The organism is Zunongwangia mangrovi, from assembly GCF_900112105.1.
GTDB lineage: Bacteria > Bacteroidota > Bacteroidia > Flavobacteriales > Flavobacteriaceae > Zunongwangia > Zunongwangia mangrovi.
This window is the reverse complement of record NZ_FOKV01000003.1, coordinates 249,416-265,299: the sequence shown is the minus strand read 5'-3', so window position 1 is coordinate 265,299 and position 15,884 is coordinate 249,416. Positions and strand designations below refer to the sequence as shown.

The following is a 15,884-nucleotide window of genomic DNA, read 5'->3' as shown; positions in this document are numbered from 1 at the left end:
TAATAAAGTCGTTAAAACGAATTAGCCTTTTATTATTTAAGAAAAATTTTAACTCCAATGATCAAAAAAGCCCTGTCAAATAATTGAACAGGGCTTCCAAAATTTTAAACTGATAATTATCTACACGTGCAACGCTCGATTATCTGTAGCAGCCAATGCAGCTTCTTTTACAGCTTCAGCAAAAGTTGGATGTGCATGGCTCATTCTAGAAATATCTTCAGCAGAAGCACGGAACTCCATCGCGGTAACAGCTTCAGCAATAAGATCTGCAGTACGAGCACCAATCATGTGAACTCCAAGTACCTCATCGGTCTTTTCGTCTGCAAGAATTTTCACCATTCCGTCGATATCTCCACTAGCTCTAGAGCGACCTAAAGCACGCATTGGGAATTTACCTTCTTTATATTTTACGCCTTCTTCTTTTAATTGCTCTTCCGTTTTACCTACAGATGCAACCTCTGGCCATGTATAAACAACACCAGGAATTAAATTGTAATTAATATGTGGTTTTTGTCCGGCAATGGTTTCAGCAACAAAAGTTCCTTCTTCTTCAGCCTTATGCGCTAACATCGCTCCTTTTACAACATCTCCAATTGCATAAATATTTTCTACATTGGTTTGTAGATGTTCATTTACGCTAATTCGGCCACGATCATCTATGGTTACTCCAGCAGCATCTGCATTAAGTCCGTCTGTATAAGGGCGACGACCTACAGAAACTAAACAATAATCTCCTTTTAATTCTACTTCCTTATCCTTTTTGTCATCTGCTTTAACGATAATTTCGTCTCCGTTTCTTTCAACAGATTTCACTTTTGTGCTGGTGTAGAATTTTACGCCCTGTTTTTTAAGAACTTTAGTAAGTTCTTTAGAAAGCGCACTATCCATAGTTGGGATAATACGATCCATAAATTCAACTACAGAAACATCTGCGCCTAAACGGCTATAAACCTGACCTAACTCTAAACCAATTACTCCACCTCCAATAATAATTAGATGTTTTGGAACTTCTTTTAATTTTAAAGCTTCAGTAGATGTAATTACTCTCTCTTTATCTAACTCGATAAATGGAAGATTAGATGGTTTACTACCTGTAGCTATTATGGTTTTCTTAGCTTCGATAGTTTCAGTCTCACCATCATTCTTTTTAATATTGATATGAGTTTTGTCTTTAAAAGAACCAATTCCTTCAAAAACATCAATCTTATTTTTATCCATCAAAAATTTTACACCATCACAAGTCTGGCTAACCACAGATGCTTTACGATCCATCATTTTTTCAAGATTCATTTTTATTTCTCCTGAAATTTCAATTCCGTGATCCTCAAAATGTTTTACTGCATCATGATAATGGTGTGAAGAATCTAAAAGTGCTTTACTTGGGATACAACCAACATTAAGACAAGTTCCACCAAGAGTAGAATATTTTTCTATGATTGCAGTTTTCATTCCCAGCTGTGCGCAGCGTATGGCTGCCACGTATCCACCCGGGCCAGAACCTATAACTGCAACATCATATGTACTCATAACAATAAGTTTTTATGTTGAATTTTAAACAATACTTACAAAAGTACGACTATTCTCTAAACCACCAATGCTAGCTAATTAGCTTTCTAAACTTTTAAGAAAACTTAAATTTCAAACGATATTGTTAATAATTCTTCTTCTATATTGAAGTTTCACCTGCTTTTATTCGATTTAAAACAGCTGCGTTGTACCTAAACCTTGCATACTTTTATCTAAAATCGTAACATTACAAACGAAAATTTAATCTATGCTAAACTTTTATATTTCCTAAAAAACATCTTTAGATTTATCGAATTTTAGCTTTTAGAAACTAAACTCTCTTAAACTGAATGGAAAACCATACTACCCATCCCGAAGAAAATGTTAAAAAAAAAGAATTAAGTATTTGGGCTGCGCTATTACCAGTGTTTGCTTTAATTATAATGCTTGGTTTTAATGTTTTGGTGGTATATGGAGATGATGCATTATCTGGTTCTAATCAGTTTATTTTACTATTAGGTGGCGCTGTTGCAGCAATTGTTGGCTACTTTAATAAAGTAAAGTTTGATACCATGATCGATGAAGTTGCCAAAAACATTCAAAGTACAGCTGGGGCAATTTTAATTCTTTTAATGGTAGGCGCTTTAGCAGGTACCTGGTTAATTAGTGGGATTATACCAACTATGATTTATTATGGCTTACAAATTTTAAATCCCACAATCTTTCTGGCAGCTACGGTTGTAATATGTTCTGTGATCTCTGTAGCGACAGGCAGTAGCTGGACAACCTCTGCTACCGTTGGTATTGCACTTGTTGGAATTGCAGATGCGTTGGGTATTCCACTTGGGATGACGGCCGGGGCAATCTTATCTGGTGCTTATTTTGGTGATAAAATGTCTCCGCTAAGTGACACCACCAACCTTGCACCGGCAATGGCAGGAACAGATTTATTTACTCATATTAGATATATGGCAATTACAACTGTCCCAACCATCGTTGTGACTTTAGTAATATTTGTTATTATAGGACTTAATTTAGATACCAGCGGTTCTACAGATACTTCTTCAATTTTAAATGCTATTGAAGCTTCGTTTAATATCACTCCATGGCTATTTGTGGTTCCTGTATTGGTAATCTTTTTAATTGTTAGAAAAACCTCTCCACTTATTGCTTTACTTATAGGTACTTTACTTGGTGCTGTTGCTGCTCTTATTTTTCAACCAGAAATTGTTCTTGAAATTAGCGGTAGTGACGAACTGACATTTGTAAGTGCTTACCGCGGAATTATGGATGCTATAACCGTAGATACTGCAATTGAAACTGAATCTGCTGCACTTAACGATCTTTTTGCCTCAAGCGGAATGGCAGGAATGTTAGGAACCATTTGGTTAATTATCTGTGCGATGGTTTTTGGCGGAATTATGGACGCCATTGGTGCTTTAGCTAGAATTAGTAAGGCCTTATTAAATCTTTTTGATAGTGTTTTTGGTCTTTTTGCAAGTACCGTTGTAAGTTGCCTTGCACTAAATGTAACCGCTTCAGACCAGTATCTGGCTATTGTTGTTCCAGGAAAAATGTTCGCAAAAGCTTATAAAGATAAAGGTCTGGCTCCAGAAAACCTTAGTAGAACTTTAGAGGATTCAGGAACAGTAACTTCTGTATTAATCCCTTGGAATACTTGTGGTGCTTATCACAGTGGTGTTCTTGGTGTACCTGTTCTTTCATATATTGGGTATAGTTTCTTCAATTATCTGAGTCCGTTTATGACCTTATTATTCGCTGCTTTCAGAATAAAAATTAAAGAGCTTGGTAATTCTACAAACACCCGTACAGCATAGCTTTTCGGATAAAATAGAATTACCCTATAAGAATATTCTTTTACAATAATCAAATTCTATCACAGTATAAAAATTAAGAATTTGATTTTTATGGAGACGCCGCTCTCTTCGCCTATATTTGCAGCAGAATTAAGAAAAAAAAGTAAAACCCAAAAACAACAACATATGTCTATTGTAGGTAAAAAATTTCCAAACCTAAGTGTAAACGCAATGAACGACTTAGGAGATACATTTAAAGTAAATGTATTAGAAGAAGCTCAGAAAAATAACAAGAAAGTATTATTATTCTGGTACCCAAAAGATTTCACATTTGTTTGCCCAACTGAATTACACGCTTTTCAGGCTGCTTTAGAAGAGTTTGAAAAAAGAAATGTAATGGTTATTGGTGCTTCTTGTGATACTCCAGAGGTTCACTTTGCATGGTTAAACACTCCAAAAGATGATGGTGGAATCGAAGGTGTTACTTACCCAATCTTAGCAGATTCTAACCGCAATTTAAGTTCTCGTCTTGGAATCCTTGATATTACAGGAGAATCTTATGATGAAGAAACTGGTGATGTAACTTTAGAAGGTGATAACGTAACTTATAGAGCTACTTACCTAATCGACGAAGAAGGTACTGTATTTCATGAAGGTGTAAACCACATGCCACTTGGTCGTAACGTACAGGAATTCATCAGATTAATCGATGCTTATACTCACGTTCAGAAAAACGGTGAAGTTTGTCCAGCAAACTGGGAAGAAGGTAAAGATGCAATGAAAGCTGACAGAAAAGGAGTTGCAGATTACTTAAGCTTAAACTAAAAAGCTTTTATTCTCGGCCAACTGAGATAGTTTAAAGATTAAGAAAAATTTTCATCCCCGGGATTTATCTCGGGGTGTTAATACCCTTAGATGGGAAAAAAATTGCTATAATGAAGACATTAGACCAAGATAATTTAAGTGAAATCGTTGCTAACAACGAAACTGTAGTTGTACAGTACATGGCTGGATGGTGTGGTAATTGCCGACTTATGAAGCCTAAATTCAAAAAGTTAGCAGGTGAAAACGAAAATGCAGAGTTTATTCTTGTTGATGCTGAAAAGTATCCAGAAAGTAGAAAGCTTGCGAACGTAAATAACCTACCAACATTCGCCACTTTTAAAAATGGAGATTTCGTAAACCAAGTTCAAACTAACAAGTTTGAAGTTCTAAAAGACTTAGTACATGAAGTTACCAGTAATTAAACACTTACAACGTAATAACGAAGTTGAAAAACTTGAAGCAACTGTAGAAGTGCTTGAAAATTTCACTGAGCATAGATCCGTTTCTGAAGAGGAAATGGACGTAATTGGTGAATTAATTACTAATATTTGTGGTGCTATAGAAGTTCACAAAATGGTAAGTGAAGAAGGAATGAAAGATACAGACGCTGCAAACGCATTTGTAAAGAAAGTTTTAGGATCTATAGATCAATAAAACTTAGTGATAAAAAGACCAAAATCGGGTTAATTGTTAATTCAGTTAACCCGATTTTTGTTTTATGATAATTTTAGTATCACTCCATTCCAAATAGTCTAAATTTATCTAGACTAATCCTTAACCAATTATTTTGCTATGTCTGAAATATCGTTTAAAGGCGAAAGAGTGATTACTTATGGAGATCTGCCTGCGATTGGTGAAAAAGCACCACATTTTGATCTTATTAAAACCAACCTATCTAAAGCCAAATTAGAAGATTTTAAAGGGAAAAGAGTTATCCTGAACATTTTCCCAAGTATCGATACCGGTGTGTGTGCAACTTCTGTTAGAAATTTTAATGAAAGAGCAACCGAATTAGATAATACCGTAGTCCTTTGTATTTCTAGAGATCTACCATTTGCACAAAAAAGATTTGTAAATGACGAAGGTTTAAAAAATGTTATTAACTTGTCTGACTTTAAAGAACGTGAGTTTGGGAAAGATTACGGGGTAGAAATGATCACCGGGCCTTTAGAAGGTTTACTTTCTCGAGTTGTAATTGTTCTGGATGAAAATTTAAATGTAATCCATGCTCAGCAAGTTCCGGATATTGCCGAAGAACCAAATTATCTTGCTGCGCTAAAAACGCTTTTGTAAGATGAAAGATAGTTTCCTAGGGAAACGTATTCGCGGTGGTGGCTATGCTCTTAAAGGAGCATGGTTACTTATAAAAAATGAACCCAGCATACAGGTACAATTTGCCATTTCTATCGTTGTAACTGTTGCCGGGTTTTATTTTGGCATTACTAAAACCGAATGGATGTTTCAATGCATCGCTGTTGGAATGGTGATGAGTGCTGAAGGGCTGAATACCGCTATCGAAGCCATTGCAGATTTTGTGCATCCAGATTTTCATCAAAAAATAGGTCATATTAAAGATGTTGCTGCCGGCGCTGTTTGTATAGCGGCGTTTATCGCAATTATAATTGGCTGTATTATTTATATTCCTTATTTACAGGCATTATAGGTGTTTCATGTAAACTACCTATGGGTAAGCCATTGCGGAATTTGTTTAAAATTTTTCAATAGTTCGAGGCAACCTCAGAGCATTCAAACTCTATCATCGAGTTAAATTTGTTTTAAAGTACTTCAGCCGCTTACCTACACTTGTAGATCTTCTTAACTTCAGGAAAAATTCATGTTATGAAAAAAATTCCTGCGCTATTTTTACTATTTTCAGTAATTCTAAACCTCAATGCCCAAGAGATAAAAGAGCTTGGCTTGATGCTCGAAAATTATGAATATCCTTATCCGGTTTCGTTTTATCATTTTAATGCACAAAAAAATGATTATAAAATGGCCTATATGTATATACAGCCAGAAAATGATAACGGAAAAACAGTAACATTACTTCACGGAAAAAACTTTAATGGCGCATATTGGGAAACCACGATCGACGCCCTAACCACAGAAGGTTTCAATATTTTGGTGCCTGATCAATTAGGCTTCGGGAAATCTAGCAAACCAGAACATTTTCAGTATACTTTTCAGCAATTAGCCGAAAATACTAAAGGATTAATAGATTCTTTGGGAATTGAAGAAACTACGATTTTAGGCCATTCTATGGGAGGAATGCTTGCCACACGTTTCACTTTAATGTATCCTGAAGTCACTAAAAACCTGGTTTTGGTAAATCCCATTGGTTTAGAAGACTGGAAAGTTAAAGTGCCTTATCAAAGCGTAAACGATTGGTATAAAAATGAAATCGGTAAAACCTACGAAGACATTAAAAATTATCAAAAAGAGAGCTATTATGCAGGCGATTGGAATCAAGATTATGCAAAATGGGCAAAACTTTTAGCCGGATGGACGCTTAATGAAGATTACGATCGCATTGCATGGAATTCTGCATTAACCTACGATATGATCTTCACCCAACCTGTTGTTTACGAATTTAGTGAAATTAGTGTTCCTACTTTATTGATCATTGGTACCAGAGATCGTACCGCACTGGGAAAAAATTTAGTCTCAAAACAGGTAAAATCGACCATGGGATTATATGACAAGTTAGGAAAATCTACTCAGGATAAAATACCAAATGCCCAGCTAGTTGAAATACCAGATACAGGGCATCTACCACATATCGAGGTATTCGATAAGTTTATAACCCCGCTTCTCGAATATCTAAAAAAGTAAACTACCACGAAGTAAGCCACGAAGCATTCGTTGGACAAAATTTAATTTAGAAGCAAGTCTCTGGGAAATATACCCTTGGGTGGTGCCAATAAAGATTAATTTTCTGCGTTTTTGTATAAAATCAGCCTCTTTTAAAATTGAATTTTATTTTCTTTATTTTAGAAGAGGCTAATTTGTATTTTTGCCAAAATTCCGAAAAACCACACATGGCCAAAAAGAAAACCAGAACTAAGAAAACTACTAAAAAAACGAAGAAATTCTCTTTAGCGCTTAACAGACATCAAAAGGTGGTTTTGGGCAGTTTTCTTATGCTTTTTGGATTGGCACTTGTAGTGGCGTTTATCTCATTTTTGTTCAATTGGCAGGCAGATCAAAGCACATTACAGGAATTTAGTGATCGTAATATCGAAGCAAAAAACTGGTTAAGCAAATTTGGTGCTCTAATTAGCGATTTCTTTATCTATCAGGGATTTGGTGTCGCTTCATTCTCGATTGCCGTTCTTATTACCATCTCTGGTATTTATTTATTCTTTGGAATGGCAGCAAAAAAACTGGCATCTTTCTGGTTTTGGGGAATTTTGGTTATGATCTGGGCATCCATAGTTTTTGGCTTTTTTACAGAGCATTCTATATTAGGAGGAACCATTGGTTATGAAATGAATGATTTTCTTCAGGATTATTTAGGCTTTTTTGGTACGGCACTGCTCCTGTTTTTCCTTTTTATCGCTTACGCTGCATTACGCTTAAAGCTTACGCCAGAAATGGTTGGTACGTTTGTAAAAACTAAAAAGGACGATATTAATGCTGAATTTAAAGCTGCCAAAGAAGCTTCTGGTCAAAAAATGACCGCCAATGAGACCGATGAAGAACAAGACTGGAAAAAACAATCTGTAAAAACTGAAGAAAAAACACTTCAGGTAGATGATTCGGCTCCAGAAATTGATTTCGAAAACAACCTTTCTGAAGTTAATGCGGCTTCAGAAATTAAGAATACCCCTCAAAAAACTTCCGAAGAAAAAGAAGAAAAGCCAGACGAGCTTGCAATGGAAGTAGAAACCGCTCCTGAAGAAGAGGAAGTAGAGGAAGATAAACTCAGCAAAAAATTAGTCAGTGATTTTGGCGAATTTGATCCTACATTAGAGCTAGGAAATTATAAATTCCCAACCATAGAATTATTGCAGGATTATGGCGGTGGCATTACGATAAATCAAAAAGAACTTGAGGAAAATAAGAACAAAATTGTAGATACGCTTAAGAACTACAAGATCGAAATTGCCCAAATTAAAGCTACGGTTGGTCCAACGGTTACCTTATACGAAATTGTTCCTGAAGCCGGAATTAGAATTTCTAAGATCAAAAACTTAGAAGATGATATCGCACTTTCATTAGCAGCACTTGGAATTAGAATTATAGCGCCAATCCCAGGAAAAGGGACTATTGGTATAGAAGTGCCTAATAAAAATTCTACCATCGTATCGATGCGATCTGTAATTGCTTCACCCAAATTTCAAGGTGCCGAAATGGAACTGCCAATGGCCTTGGGAAAAACTATTAGTAACGAAACTTTTGTGGTCGATCTTGCCAAAATGCCACACATGCTTATGGCAGGTGCGACAGGACAAGGTAAATCTGTTGGGCTTAACGCGATACTTACTTCCCTACTCTACTCTAAACATCCAGCTGAAGTTAAGTTTGTACTGGTAGATCCTAAGAAGGTAGAATTGACGCTTTTCAATAAAATTGAACGTCATTATTTAGCAAAATTACCAGATACAGATGATGCAATCATCACAGATAACACCAAAGTAATTAACACATTAAATTCTCTTTGCATTGAAATGGACGATCGTTACGAACTGCTTAAAGATGCTATGGTTCGTAACATTAAAGAATACAATGTTAAGTTTAAAAACCGAAAATTAAATCCTGAAAACGGACATAAATTTTTACCATACATTGTACTCGTGGTCGATGAGTTTGCAGATTTAATTATGACAGCCGGTAAAGAAGTAGAAACTCCGATAGCACGTTTAGCTCAGCTTGCTCGTGCTGTAGGAATACATTTAATTATTGCAACGCAAAGACCATCGGTAAACGTTATTACCGGGATTATAAAAGCTAACTTCCCGGCTCGTATCGCTTTTAGAGTAACCTCTAAGATCGATTCTAGAACTATTTTAGATGGCCCGGGAGCAGATCAATTAATTGGTCGCGGGGATATGCTTTTCACTCAGGGAAGTTCTATGAAACGTTTGCAGTGTGCTTTTGTAGATACTCCTGAAGTAGATAAGATAACCGAGTTTATTGGATCCCAAAAAGCTTACCCAGATGCGCACATGCTGCCAGCCTACGAAGGCGAGGAAAGTGGCACAGGACTTGATATAGATGTGAGCGAACGCGATAAGCTATTTAGAGAAGCTGCTGAAGTTATTGTAACCGCCCAACAGGGATCGGCTTCTTTACTGCAGCGAAAACTAAAACTTGGTTATAACAGGGCCGGTAGAATTATAGATCAGCTTGAAGCTGCCGGAATTGTAGGACAGTTTGAAGGAAGTAAAGCAAGACAGGTTTTAGTGCCAGATCTTTTAGCTTTAGAGCAATTACTAAACGAAGAACCTAAATAAAGATTTTAAAGTAAAATGAAAAAAGTAGTATTTCTAATACTTGCATGTTTTAGCCTTGGGATACAGGCTCAGAATTCTCAAAAAGCTGAGCAACTTCTAAACGAAGTTTCTAAAAAGGTAAGCAGTTATGACAATATGGTGATCGATTTTAAATATGCTTTGGAGAATACTTCAGAAAATATTCATCAGGAAACTCGTGGCGACGCCAGCATAAAAGGAGACAAATATTTACTAAATTTTATGGGAACCACGCAACTTTTTGATGGTAAAAAAGTATACACGATCATTCCAGAAGACGAAGAGATCAATATCTCTAATTATGTTGCTGAAGACGAAAATAATATCACTCCGTCTAAAATGTTCACATTCTATCAGGATGGTTATACTTTTGATTGGGACATCACTCAAAACGTGAATGGTAGAACGATTCAGTATGTAAAATTAACACCTATAGATAGCGAAGCTGAAGTGAAAAATATTTTGTTGGGAATCGATAAAGAGACCAAAAATATTTACAATTTAATCCAAACCCAGCCAAACGGAACCAAGATCACGATCACGGTAAAAAGTTTTAAAACAAACCAGTCTCTTGCTCAAAATCTATTTACTTTTGACGAGAGCAGATATAGCAACTATTACATTAATCGTTTAGATTAATCTTACATCTTTGAAAATACTCGACAGGTACATACTGGTAAGTTATTTACAAACGTTCTTTACCGTTTTTATCATCTTGATGTTCATCTTTGTACTCCAGGCCATATGGTTATACATTGGTGAACTGGCCGGTAAAGACCTGGATGTAGCGATCATTTTAAAATTCCTTTTATACACCACACCTAAGTTAGTTCCTATGGTTTTACCACTAACCATACTACTAACTTCGATCATGGTCTTTGGTAATTTTGCTGAAAATTATGAGTTCGCTGCCATGAAATCTTCTGGTATTTCTCTGCAGCGAGCAATGCGAGGTCTAACATTATTTATATTATTAGTTAGTGTTACCGCTTTTGTTTTTGCCAACAATGTTATTCCGGCAGCCGAATTCAAGATCATTAACCTGCGGAAGAATATTGCTAAAATGAAACCCGCAATGGCTATTACCGAAGGTGTTTTTAATGAAGTTGGAAACATCAATATTAAAGTTGATGAAAAATCTGGCGATAACGACCAGTATCTAAGTGATGTGATCATTCATGAAAACAACAATAGAGGAGGAAATTACACTGTAATAAAGTCGAAAGAAGGAGAGCTGGTAAGTAGTGAAGATTCTAATGTTTTATCTTTAATTCTTACAGATGGGAATTATTACAACGAAATTACACCAAGCGACTATTCTAAAAGAGACCAGAAACCTTTTATGAAAAGTTATTTTGAAGAGTATACCATCAATATCGATCTATCTGAATTGAACCAGGTAGATATGGAGGACGAGAGTTATACGACTCAAAGCATGCTTAGAATTGGTGAACTTACCAAAAGTATCGATAGCTTTTCTGTATCACTTAACGAGCGCAAAGAAGCTTTTGCAACGTCTATGTATAGTAGAACCGGAGTAAAAGGTCTAACTATTAATTTCAACCCGGAAGATTCTAAAAAATACGAAGCCTTCGAAAATTCTATTCTCGACAATTATAATAGTGATCAATCGCAAAGAATTATAGATGATGCTATTCGAACTACCAATGCTGCAATTTCTCATTTATCCATTAAGAAACAGGAATTTAAGCAAAGTGTTAGAAGACTAAATAAATACGAGATTGCTTTACACGAAAAATACGTGCTGGCCGTGGCCTGTATCGTCCTATTTTTTGTTGGTGCTCCTTTAGGTGCAATAATTCGTAAAGGAGGTATGGGATTGCCAATGGTTATAGCGATCATTATATTTCTAACTTATCATTTTATTGGAATCTTTGCCAAGAACAGTGCAGAAGACGGCAGTATTAGTCCGTTTATTGCCACGTGGCTAAGCACGCTTATCATGTTACCTTTAGGAATTTACTTCACTTATCGAGCTACTACAGATCAGGGATTATTTTCTTTAGATATGATCACCGAGCCTATATCGAAGTTCTTTAAAAAGATAGGATTGGTAAAGCCTAAAGATAAATAGATTAAATACCTTTGCTAACCTAAAAAAGTTGCAAAATGTCAGGAATTAATGAAGGACATAAATCCTTTGAATTAAATACAATAAAAGAAGCTATTGAGGACATCAAAGCTGGGAAAGTAATTATCGTTGTAGATGACGAAGATCGCGAAAATGAAGGTGATTTTGTTGCTGCTGCAGAGAAAGTTACACCAGAGATGATCAATTTTATGGCTACTCATGGACGCGGATTGATTTGCGCTCCTATTACTGAAGATCGCTCTAAAGAACTGGGATTAAATTTAATGGTAGACGATAATACCGTTTTACACAATACGCAGTTTACCGTTTCTGTAGATCTTATTGGTCATGGTTGTACAACAGGAATTTCTACCCACGATCGTGCAAAAACGATTAAAGCATTAACCGAAAAAGAAACTAAATCTGAAGATTTAGGCCGTCCAGGACATATATTTCCACTACGTGCAAAAAATGGTGGCGTTCTAAGAAGAACTGGCCATACTGAAGCTTCTATCGATCTTGCTCGGCTTGCAGGTTTACAATCTGCCGGAATTTTGGTAGAGATCTTAAATGAAGATGGCACCATGGCAAGACTTCCTGAACTTATGGAAGTAGCTAAAAAATTTGATCTTAAGATTATTTCAATAGAAGATCTTGTAGCATACCGTATGCAACATGATTCGCTTATTGTAAAAGAAGAAGATTTTGAAATTAAGACCAGATTTGGCGATTTTCGACTCAGAGCTTTCAAACAAACTACTAATAACCAGATCCATATTGCGCTTACCAAAGGATCATGGACCAAAGAAGAAGATGTTCTTGTTAGAATGAATTCTACTTTGGTAAACAATGATATTTTAGGCACGCTTACCAACGATGCCGATAAAAAGCTCGATGCGATGTTTAAGGCTATTGAAAAAGCTGGTAAAGGCGCGATCGTTTTTATTAATCCGGCAACTAAGCCATTGAGTTTATTAACCCGATTAGCAGAATTAAAAGACAGCCAGAAGGAAGGTGAAATAAAAGCACCGCAACCTTCTATGGACAATAAAGATTTTGGAATTGGTGCACAGATCTTACACGATCTTGGCATTCATAAAATAAAATTACTTTCTAACTCTAAGCAAACCAAACGTGTTGGTATGATTGGATATGGCTTAGAGATCGTAGATTACGTAAACTACTAGTAAATATTTATAATGGTATCTTCTTCAGGGCGTCTTACTTTTTTGAAACTGGAGAAGATATCATCTTTAGCACGGTAACCTACCGGTAATACTAAAACCGACTTTAAATTCTTTTCTTTCAGATTTAAAAGTTCGTCGTACTCCTCAGGTAAAAAGCCTTCCATTGGGCAGGCATCGATCTCTTCAGTAGCACAAACGGTAAGCAAGGTTCCCAAAACCAAATACGCTTGATTCTTAGCCCAAATTGTAAGATCCTCGGCAGATTTTTTTCCGAAGTCATCCACTAAAAAGTTCTTGAAAGGATCCAATATTTCATCTGGAGTTTCCCGTATTTGCTTTACTCTTTCAAAATAATTCAGAATAAAATCTTTATCCACTTTATCTTCAATACAAATCACCAGTACATGAGATGCTGTAGAAAGTTGCACCTGGTTCATCGCTTTTTCTTTTAACGACTCCTGTAATTCCTTGTTTTTTACAACCACCAATCTAATAGGTTGTAAGCCGTAAGAAGTTGCAGTTAAATTAAAAGCCTGCTTTAAAACATCGATTTTCGCCTCTGGTAAGATCTTTTCTGCATCAAATTTTTTAACGGCATAACGCCATTGCAAAGCTTTTATATTACTCATTTTATTCTCAATTTTTTACAAATTTAAACAATGCAGCTAGGAATCGTAACGTTAATCTAGAGAAATAGCTAAATCATCGAGTTTTATTAGTTATCTTCGAAATTAAAATGAAAAAGAAAAGAGTGCATGCGGCTTCTTAAGAAATCGATCCTTTACACGCTTATCCTAATCGTTATTGGGATATTGATCACGTTAGGATTAGAAGCTTTTATAGAACAGGATACTTCTAACCGTATTTATGCTGAAGTAAATACTGTTCCCCAGGCTAAAACTGCCATTGTTTTGGGTGCCAGCGTTTACAGCGATGGGCAGCTCTCCCCTATTTTACAGGATCGTGTAGATAGCGCTATCGATCTTTTTGAAAACGATAAAGTTGAAGAAATTTTGATTAGCGGTGACCATGGCAGCGATAATTATAACGAAGTCGATGCAATCGCAAATTATCTGACCAAGCATGGTATTCCAAAAAACAAATTAATTTTAGATCATGCGGGTTTCGATACATATGATAGCATGTATAGAGCTTCTAAAGTATTTAAAATAACCGATGCTATTGTGATCACTCAGGCTTTTCATTTACCAAGAGCTATGTTTATTGCCAAACATCTAAATTTAGATTATCACGGTTTTCAGGCAAAAGAGCGAGAATTCAAGATAGAAACTAAGATCATGAAACGTGAAAAACTGGCGAATTACAAAGCAGTATTCGAAGTGATCTTTAAAACTAAACCACGCGTACTCAATGAACAGCTTTAGTTAAGCTTTTTCTAAAAATGTAAGTTTAATTAGTGGTTTTTGTACTTTTCAGGAACCAACTAAAAATTAAAGCATGTTAACTGCAATTATACACATCTTAATCGATGCGGTAATCCTAATGATCGCGGCAAAATTCCTTAATAAAGTTCATCTTAAAAGCTTTAAGACAGCCATTTTGGTTTCCTTACTTATCGGTGTTTTAAGCTTCTTTTTAAGCTGGCTATTAACCGCCGTTCTAAATATTGCTACTTTAGGGATGTTCTACTTTTTAGGTTTAGGATTTGTAACAAGAATCGTTGCTTATGCCATAATTATCGAGATCGCAGACCAACTAAGCAGTGGTTTTAAAACCGAAGGATTTTTACCTTCACTATGGCTTGCCGTAATTTTAGCCCTTTTTGGAAGTATTCTAGATGCTATGCTTTTTTAGCGATTTTCGGCTTTTGCTTAGCTTTTCTTTTAGCCTTTTTAAATTTTCGGCCATACCAGATATAAAAACCGGTTATAGGTAAAGCAGATACAAAAAGGCTACATAAAAAAGCAATAATTTTCCCCGGAAGTCTAAAATATTGCCCACTGTGCAAACCATAAGTCATTTCCTGAAGCTTTAATCCTGCACTTTTAGTATCGTAGCCAGATTGGTGTAAAAGCGCTCCTGTTTTTGGATGAAATTGATAGTTAGATTGATGATCAAAATGAAGTGATTTGGGATAAGCGCCGGTAATAATTGGCGAATTTTCATCTTGTTTCCAAACAAAGTACATTCCGCTTACTGGATGTAAATTTAAAGTTTGCTGAAATACCAGATCTACCGCATTTTGCTGATTTTGGACATTTTCAGCAGTATTTTTTATTTCTGAAGTAAAAAAATCTGATTCGTAATGCTTTCCTAAATTTGCTACAGAATAGAATGAATCGTGCACCGGCTCGTATACAAAAGCTAAGCCGGTAACCGCCAATATAAAGGCTACAACTGAAGTATAAAAACCAGTAACATTATGCCAATCGTAATTGATTCTGCGCCATCTTGCACTCCATTTTACTGATAATCGTTGTTTTAGATACTTTATTTTTTTAGGCCACCACAGTACGAATCCGCTTAACAGTAAGATCACAAAAATGATGCTTGAAATCCCTACAATTTGCTTTCCTATTTCCTGCGGAAGCAATAAATACATGTGTAATTCTTCTATAATCGTGAAGAATTCGGTTTCCAGATTCACTTTTTTGATCAGTTCACCGGTGTAAGGATCAAAATTCAGTAAAAAATTGGTTCCGTCTTCAATAATAGTAACGGTAGCGGGTCGAGACGATCCGTTATAAACCACCATTGTCGCTTCAAAATCTGGCTGAAGATCATTTGCTTTATTCAGTAAAAAAGAAGGCGCTATAAATGTCGAATATTGATCCTCTACAAATCGATAATCGTAAAAAAGATCTTTTAATTCGTCATGAAAAGTAAAAATACAGCCGGTAATAGCTACAATAAAAACAACAATCCCAGAGGCTAATCCAAGCCATAAATGGATTTGATGTATTATTGATTTTAGAGCTTTTTTACCTGCCATTTTAAAAAATTTGAACAAATGTAAAAAGAA

16 protein-coding genes are annotated in these 15,884 nt (G+C 35.7%); 13 read left to right on the top strand and 3 right to left on the bottom strand.

Going from position 1 to position 15,884, the window contains the following annotated elements; translation table 11 throughout:
* Positions 1-120 precede the first annotated feature (120 nt).
* On the bottom strand, positions 121-1,527 hold the full coding sequence (gene lpdA / locus BM201_RS09540) for a dihydrolipoyl dehydrogenase (RefSeq protein WP_092541999.1): 1,407 nt from the start codon (positions 1,525-1,527) through the stop codon (positions 121-123).
* 329 nt (positions 1,528-1,856) lie between these two features.
* Here lpdA and nhaC point away from each other — a divergent pair, with 329 nt between their 5' ends.
* The 11 genes from nhaC (at position 1,857) to ribB (ending at position 12,901) form a co-directional block, all read left to right on the top strand.
* A complete protein-coding gene (gene nhaC, locus BM201_RS09535) occupies positions 1,857-3,344 on the top strand; it encodes a Na+/H+ antiporter NhaC (protein ID WP_092541997.1) in 1,488 nt (495 codons plus the stop codon).
* Positions 3,345-3,509: 165 nt separating this feature from the next.
* The gene (locus BM201_RS09530) at positions 3,510-4,148 is read left to right on the top strand and encodes a peroxiredoxin (protein WP_084840338.1); all 639 of its coding nucleotides are present in this window, start codon (positions 3,510-3,512) and stop codon (positions 4,146-4,148) included.
* A 107-nt stretch (positions 4,149-4,255) separates the two neighbouring features.
* Positions 4,256-4,570 carry a thioredoxin family protein gene (locus BM201_RS09525; protein WP_092542327.1) on the top strand — a complete coding sequence of 105 codons (315 nt, stop codon included), beginning with the start codon at positions 4,256-4,258 and terminating at the stop codon, positions 4,568-4,570.
* Positions 4,551-4,802: a DUF6952 family protein gene (locus tag BM201_RS09520; protein WP_084840241.1), complete on the top strand. Its 252-nt coding sequence runs from the start codon at positions 4,551-4,553 to the stop codon at positions 4,800-4,802. The genes BM201_RS09525 and BM201_RS09520 overlap by 20 nt, the downstream gene beginning before the upstream one ends.
* A 138-nt stretch (positions 4,803-4,940) precedes the next feature.
* The gene (gene tpx / locus BM201_RS09515; protein WP_092541995.1) at positions 4,941-5,441 is read left to right on the top strand and encodes a thiol peroxidase; all 501 of its coding nucleotides are present in this window, start codon (positions 4,941-4,943) and stop codon (positions 5,439-5,441) included.
* A gap of 1 nt (position 5,442) precedes the next feature.
* Positions 5,443-5,811: a diacylglycerol kinase family protein gene (locus BM201_RS09510; RefSeq protein WP_092541993.1), complete on the top strand. Its 369-nt coding sequence runs from the start codon at positions 5,443-5,445 to the stop codon at positions 5,809-5,811.
* Between the two features lie 176 nt (positions 5,812-5,987).
* A complete protein-coding gene (locus tag BM201_RS09505) occupies positions 5,988-6,980 on the top strand; it encodes an alpha/beta fold hydrolase (protein WP_092541991.1) in 993 nt (330 codons plus the stop codon).
* A 206-nt stretch (positions 6,981-7,186) separates the two neighbouring features.
* Positions 7,187-9,604 (top strand): DNA translocase FtsK, encoded by a 2,418-nt coding sequence (locus tag BM201_RS09500; protein ID WP_092542325.1) that lies wholly within the window; start codon positions 7,187-7,189, stop codon positions 9,602-9,604.
* Positions 9,605-9,619: 15 nt separating this feature from the next.
* Positions 9,620-10,261, top strand: coding sequence for an outer membrane lipoprotein periplasmic chaperone LolA1 (locus BM201_RS09495; RefSeq protein ID WP_092541989.1), 642 nt, complete (start codon positions 9,620-9,622; stop codon positions 10,259-10,261).
* A 10-nt stretch (positions 10,262-10,271) separates the two neighbouring features.
* Positions 10,272-11,717, top strand: coding sequence for an LptF/LptG family permease (locus tag BM201_RS09490; protein ID WP_092541987.1), 1,446 nt, complete (start codon positions 10,272-10,274; stop codon positions 11,715-11,717).
* Positions 11,718-11,752: 35 nt separating this feature from the next.
* A complete protein-coding gene (gene ribB, locus BM201_RS09485; protein WP_092541985.1) occupies positions 11,753-12,901 on the top strand; it encodes a 3,4-dihydroxy-2-butanone-4-phosphate synthase in 1,149 nt (382 codons plus the stop codon).
* On the opposite strand, the gene BM201_RS09480 is transcribed toward ribB, so the two are convergent.
* Positions 12,898-13,530, bottom strand: a complete 633-nt coding sequence (locus BM201_RS09480; protein ID WP_092541983.1) for an NAD(P)H-dependent oxidoreductase — start codon at positions 13,528-13,530, stop codon at positions 12,898-12,900. The genes ribB and BM201_RS09480 overlap by 4 nt on opposite strands.
* Before the next feature lie 126 nt (positions 13,531-13,656).
* Here BM201_RS09480 and BM201_RS09475 point away from each other — a divergent pair, with 126 nt between their 5' ends.
* Together BM201_RS09475 and BM201_RS09470 are read left to right on the top strand one after the other, a co-directional pair.
* Positions 13,657-14,286 carry a SanA/YdcF family protein gene (locus BM201_RS09475; RefSeq protein ID WP_092541981.1) on the top strand — a complete coding sequence of 210 codons (630 nt, stop codon included), beginning with the start codon at positions 13,657-13,659 and terminating at the stop codon, positions 14,284-14,286.
* A gap of 73 nt (positions 14,287-14,359) precedes the next feature.
* On the top strand, positions 14,360-14,716 hold the full coding sequence (locus tag BM201_RS09470) for a phage holin family protein (RefSeq protein WP_092541979.1): 357 nt from the start codon (positions 14,360-14,362) through the stop codon (positions 14,714-14,716).
* On the opposite strand, the gene BM201_RS09465 is transcribed toward BM201_RS09470, so the two are convergent.
* Positions 14,703-15,854 (bottom strand): PepSY-associated TM helix domain-containing protein, encoded by a 1,152-nt coding sequence (locus tag BM201_RS09465; RefSeq protein WP_092541977.1) that lies wholly within the window; start codon positions 15,852-15,854, stop codon positions 14,703-14,705. The genes BM201_RS09470 and BM201_RS09465 overlap by 14 nt on opposite strands.
* Positions 15,855-15,884: the final 30 nt, after the last annotated feature.

Bases quoted from the DNA above. Each gene is read 5' to 3' on its own strand.
- lpdA (WP_092541999.1), bottom strand. From the start codon at position 1,527: ATGAGTACATATGATGTTGCAGTTATAGGTTCTGGCCCGGGTGGATAC.
- nhaC (WP_092541997.1), top strand. From the start codon at position 1,857: ATGGAAAACCATACTACCCATCCCGAAGAAAATGTTAAAAAAAAAGAA.
- BM201_RS09530 (WP_084840338.1), top strand. From the start codon at position 3,510: ATGTCTATTGTAGGTAAAAAATTTCCAAACCTAAGTGTAAACGCAATG.
- BM201_RS09520 (WP_084840241.1), top strand. From the start codon at position 4,551: ATGAAGTTACCAGTAATTAAACACTTACAACGTAATAACGAAGTTGAA.
- tpx (WP_092541995.1), top strand. From the start codon at position 4,941: ATGTCTGAAATATCGTTTAAAGGCGAAAGAGTGATTACTTATGGAGAT.
- BM201_RS09510 (WP_092541993.1), top strand. From the start codon at position 5,443: ATGAAAGATAGTTTCCTAGGGAAACGTATTCGCGGTGGTGGCTATGCT.
- BM201_RS09505 (WP_092541991.1), top strand. From the start codon at position 5,988: ATGAAAAAAATTCCTGCGCTATTTTTACTATTTTCAGTAATTCTAAAC.
- BM201_RS09500 (WP_092542325.1), top strand. From the start codon at position 7,187: ATGGCCAAAAAGAAAACCAGAACTAAGAAAACTACTAAAAAAACGAAG.
- BM201_RS09495 (WP_092541989.1), top strand. From the start codon at position 9,620: ATGAAAAAAGTAGTATTTCTAATACTTGCATGTTTTAGCCTTGGGATA.
- ribB (WP_092541985.1), top strand. From the start codon at position 11,753: ATGTCAGGAATTAATGAAGGACATAAATCCTTTGAATTAAATACAATA.
- BM201_RS09480 (WP_092541983.1), bottom strand. From the start codon at position 13,530: ATGAGTAATATAAAAGCTTTGCAATGGCGTTATGCCGTTAAAAAATTT.
- BM201_RS09475 (WP_092541981.1), top strand. From the start codon at position 13,657: ATGCGGCTTCTTAAGAAATCGATCCTTTACACGCTTATCCTAATCGTT.
- BM201_RS09470 (WP_092541979.1), top strand. From the start codon at position 14,360: ATGTTAACTGCAATTATACACATCTTAATCGATGCGGTAATCCTAATG.
- BM201_RS09465 (WP_092541977.1), bottom strand. From the start codon at position 15,854: ATGGCAGGTAAAAAAGCTCTAAAATCAATAATACATCAAATCCATTTA.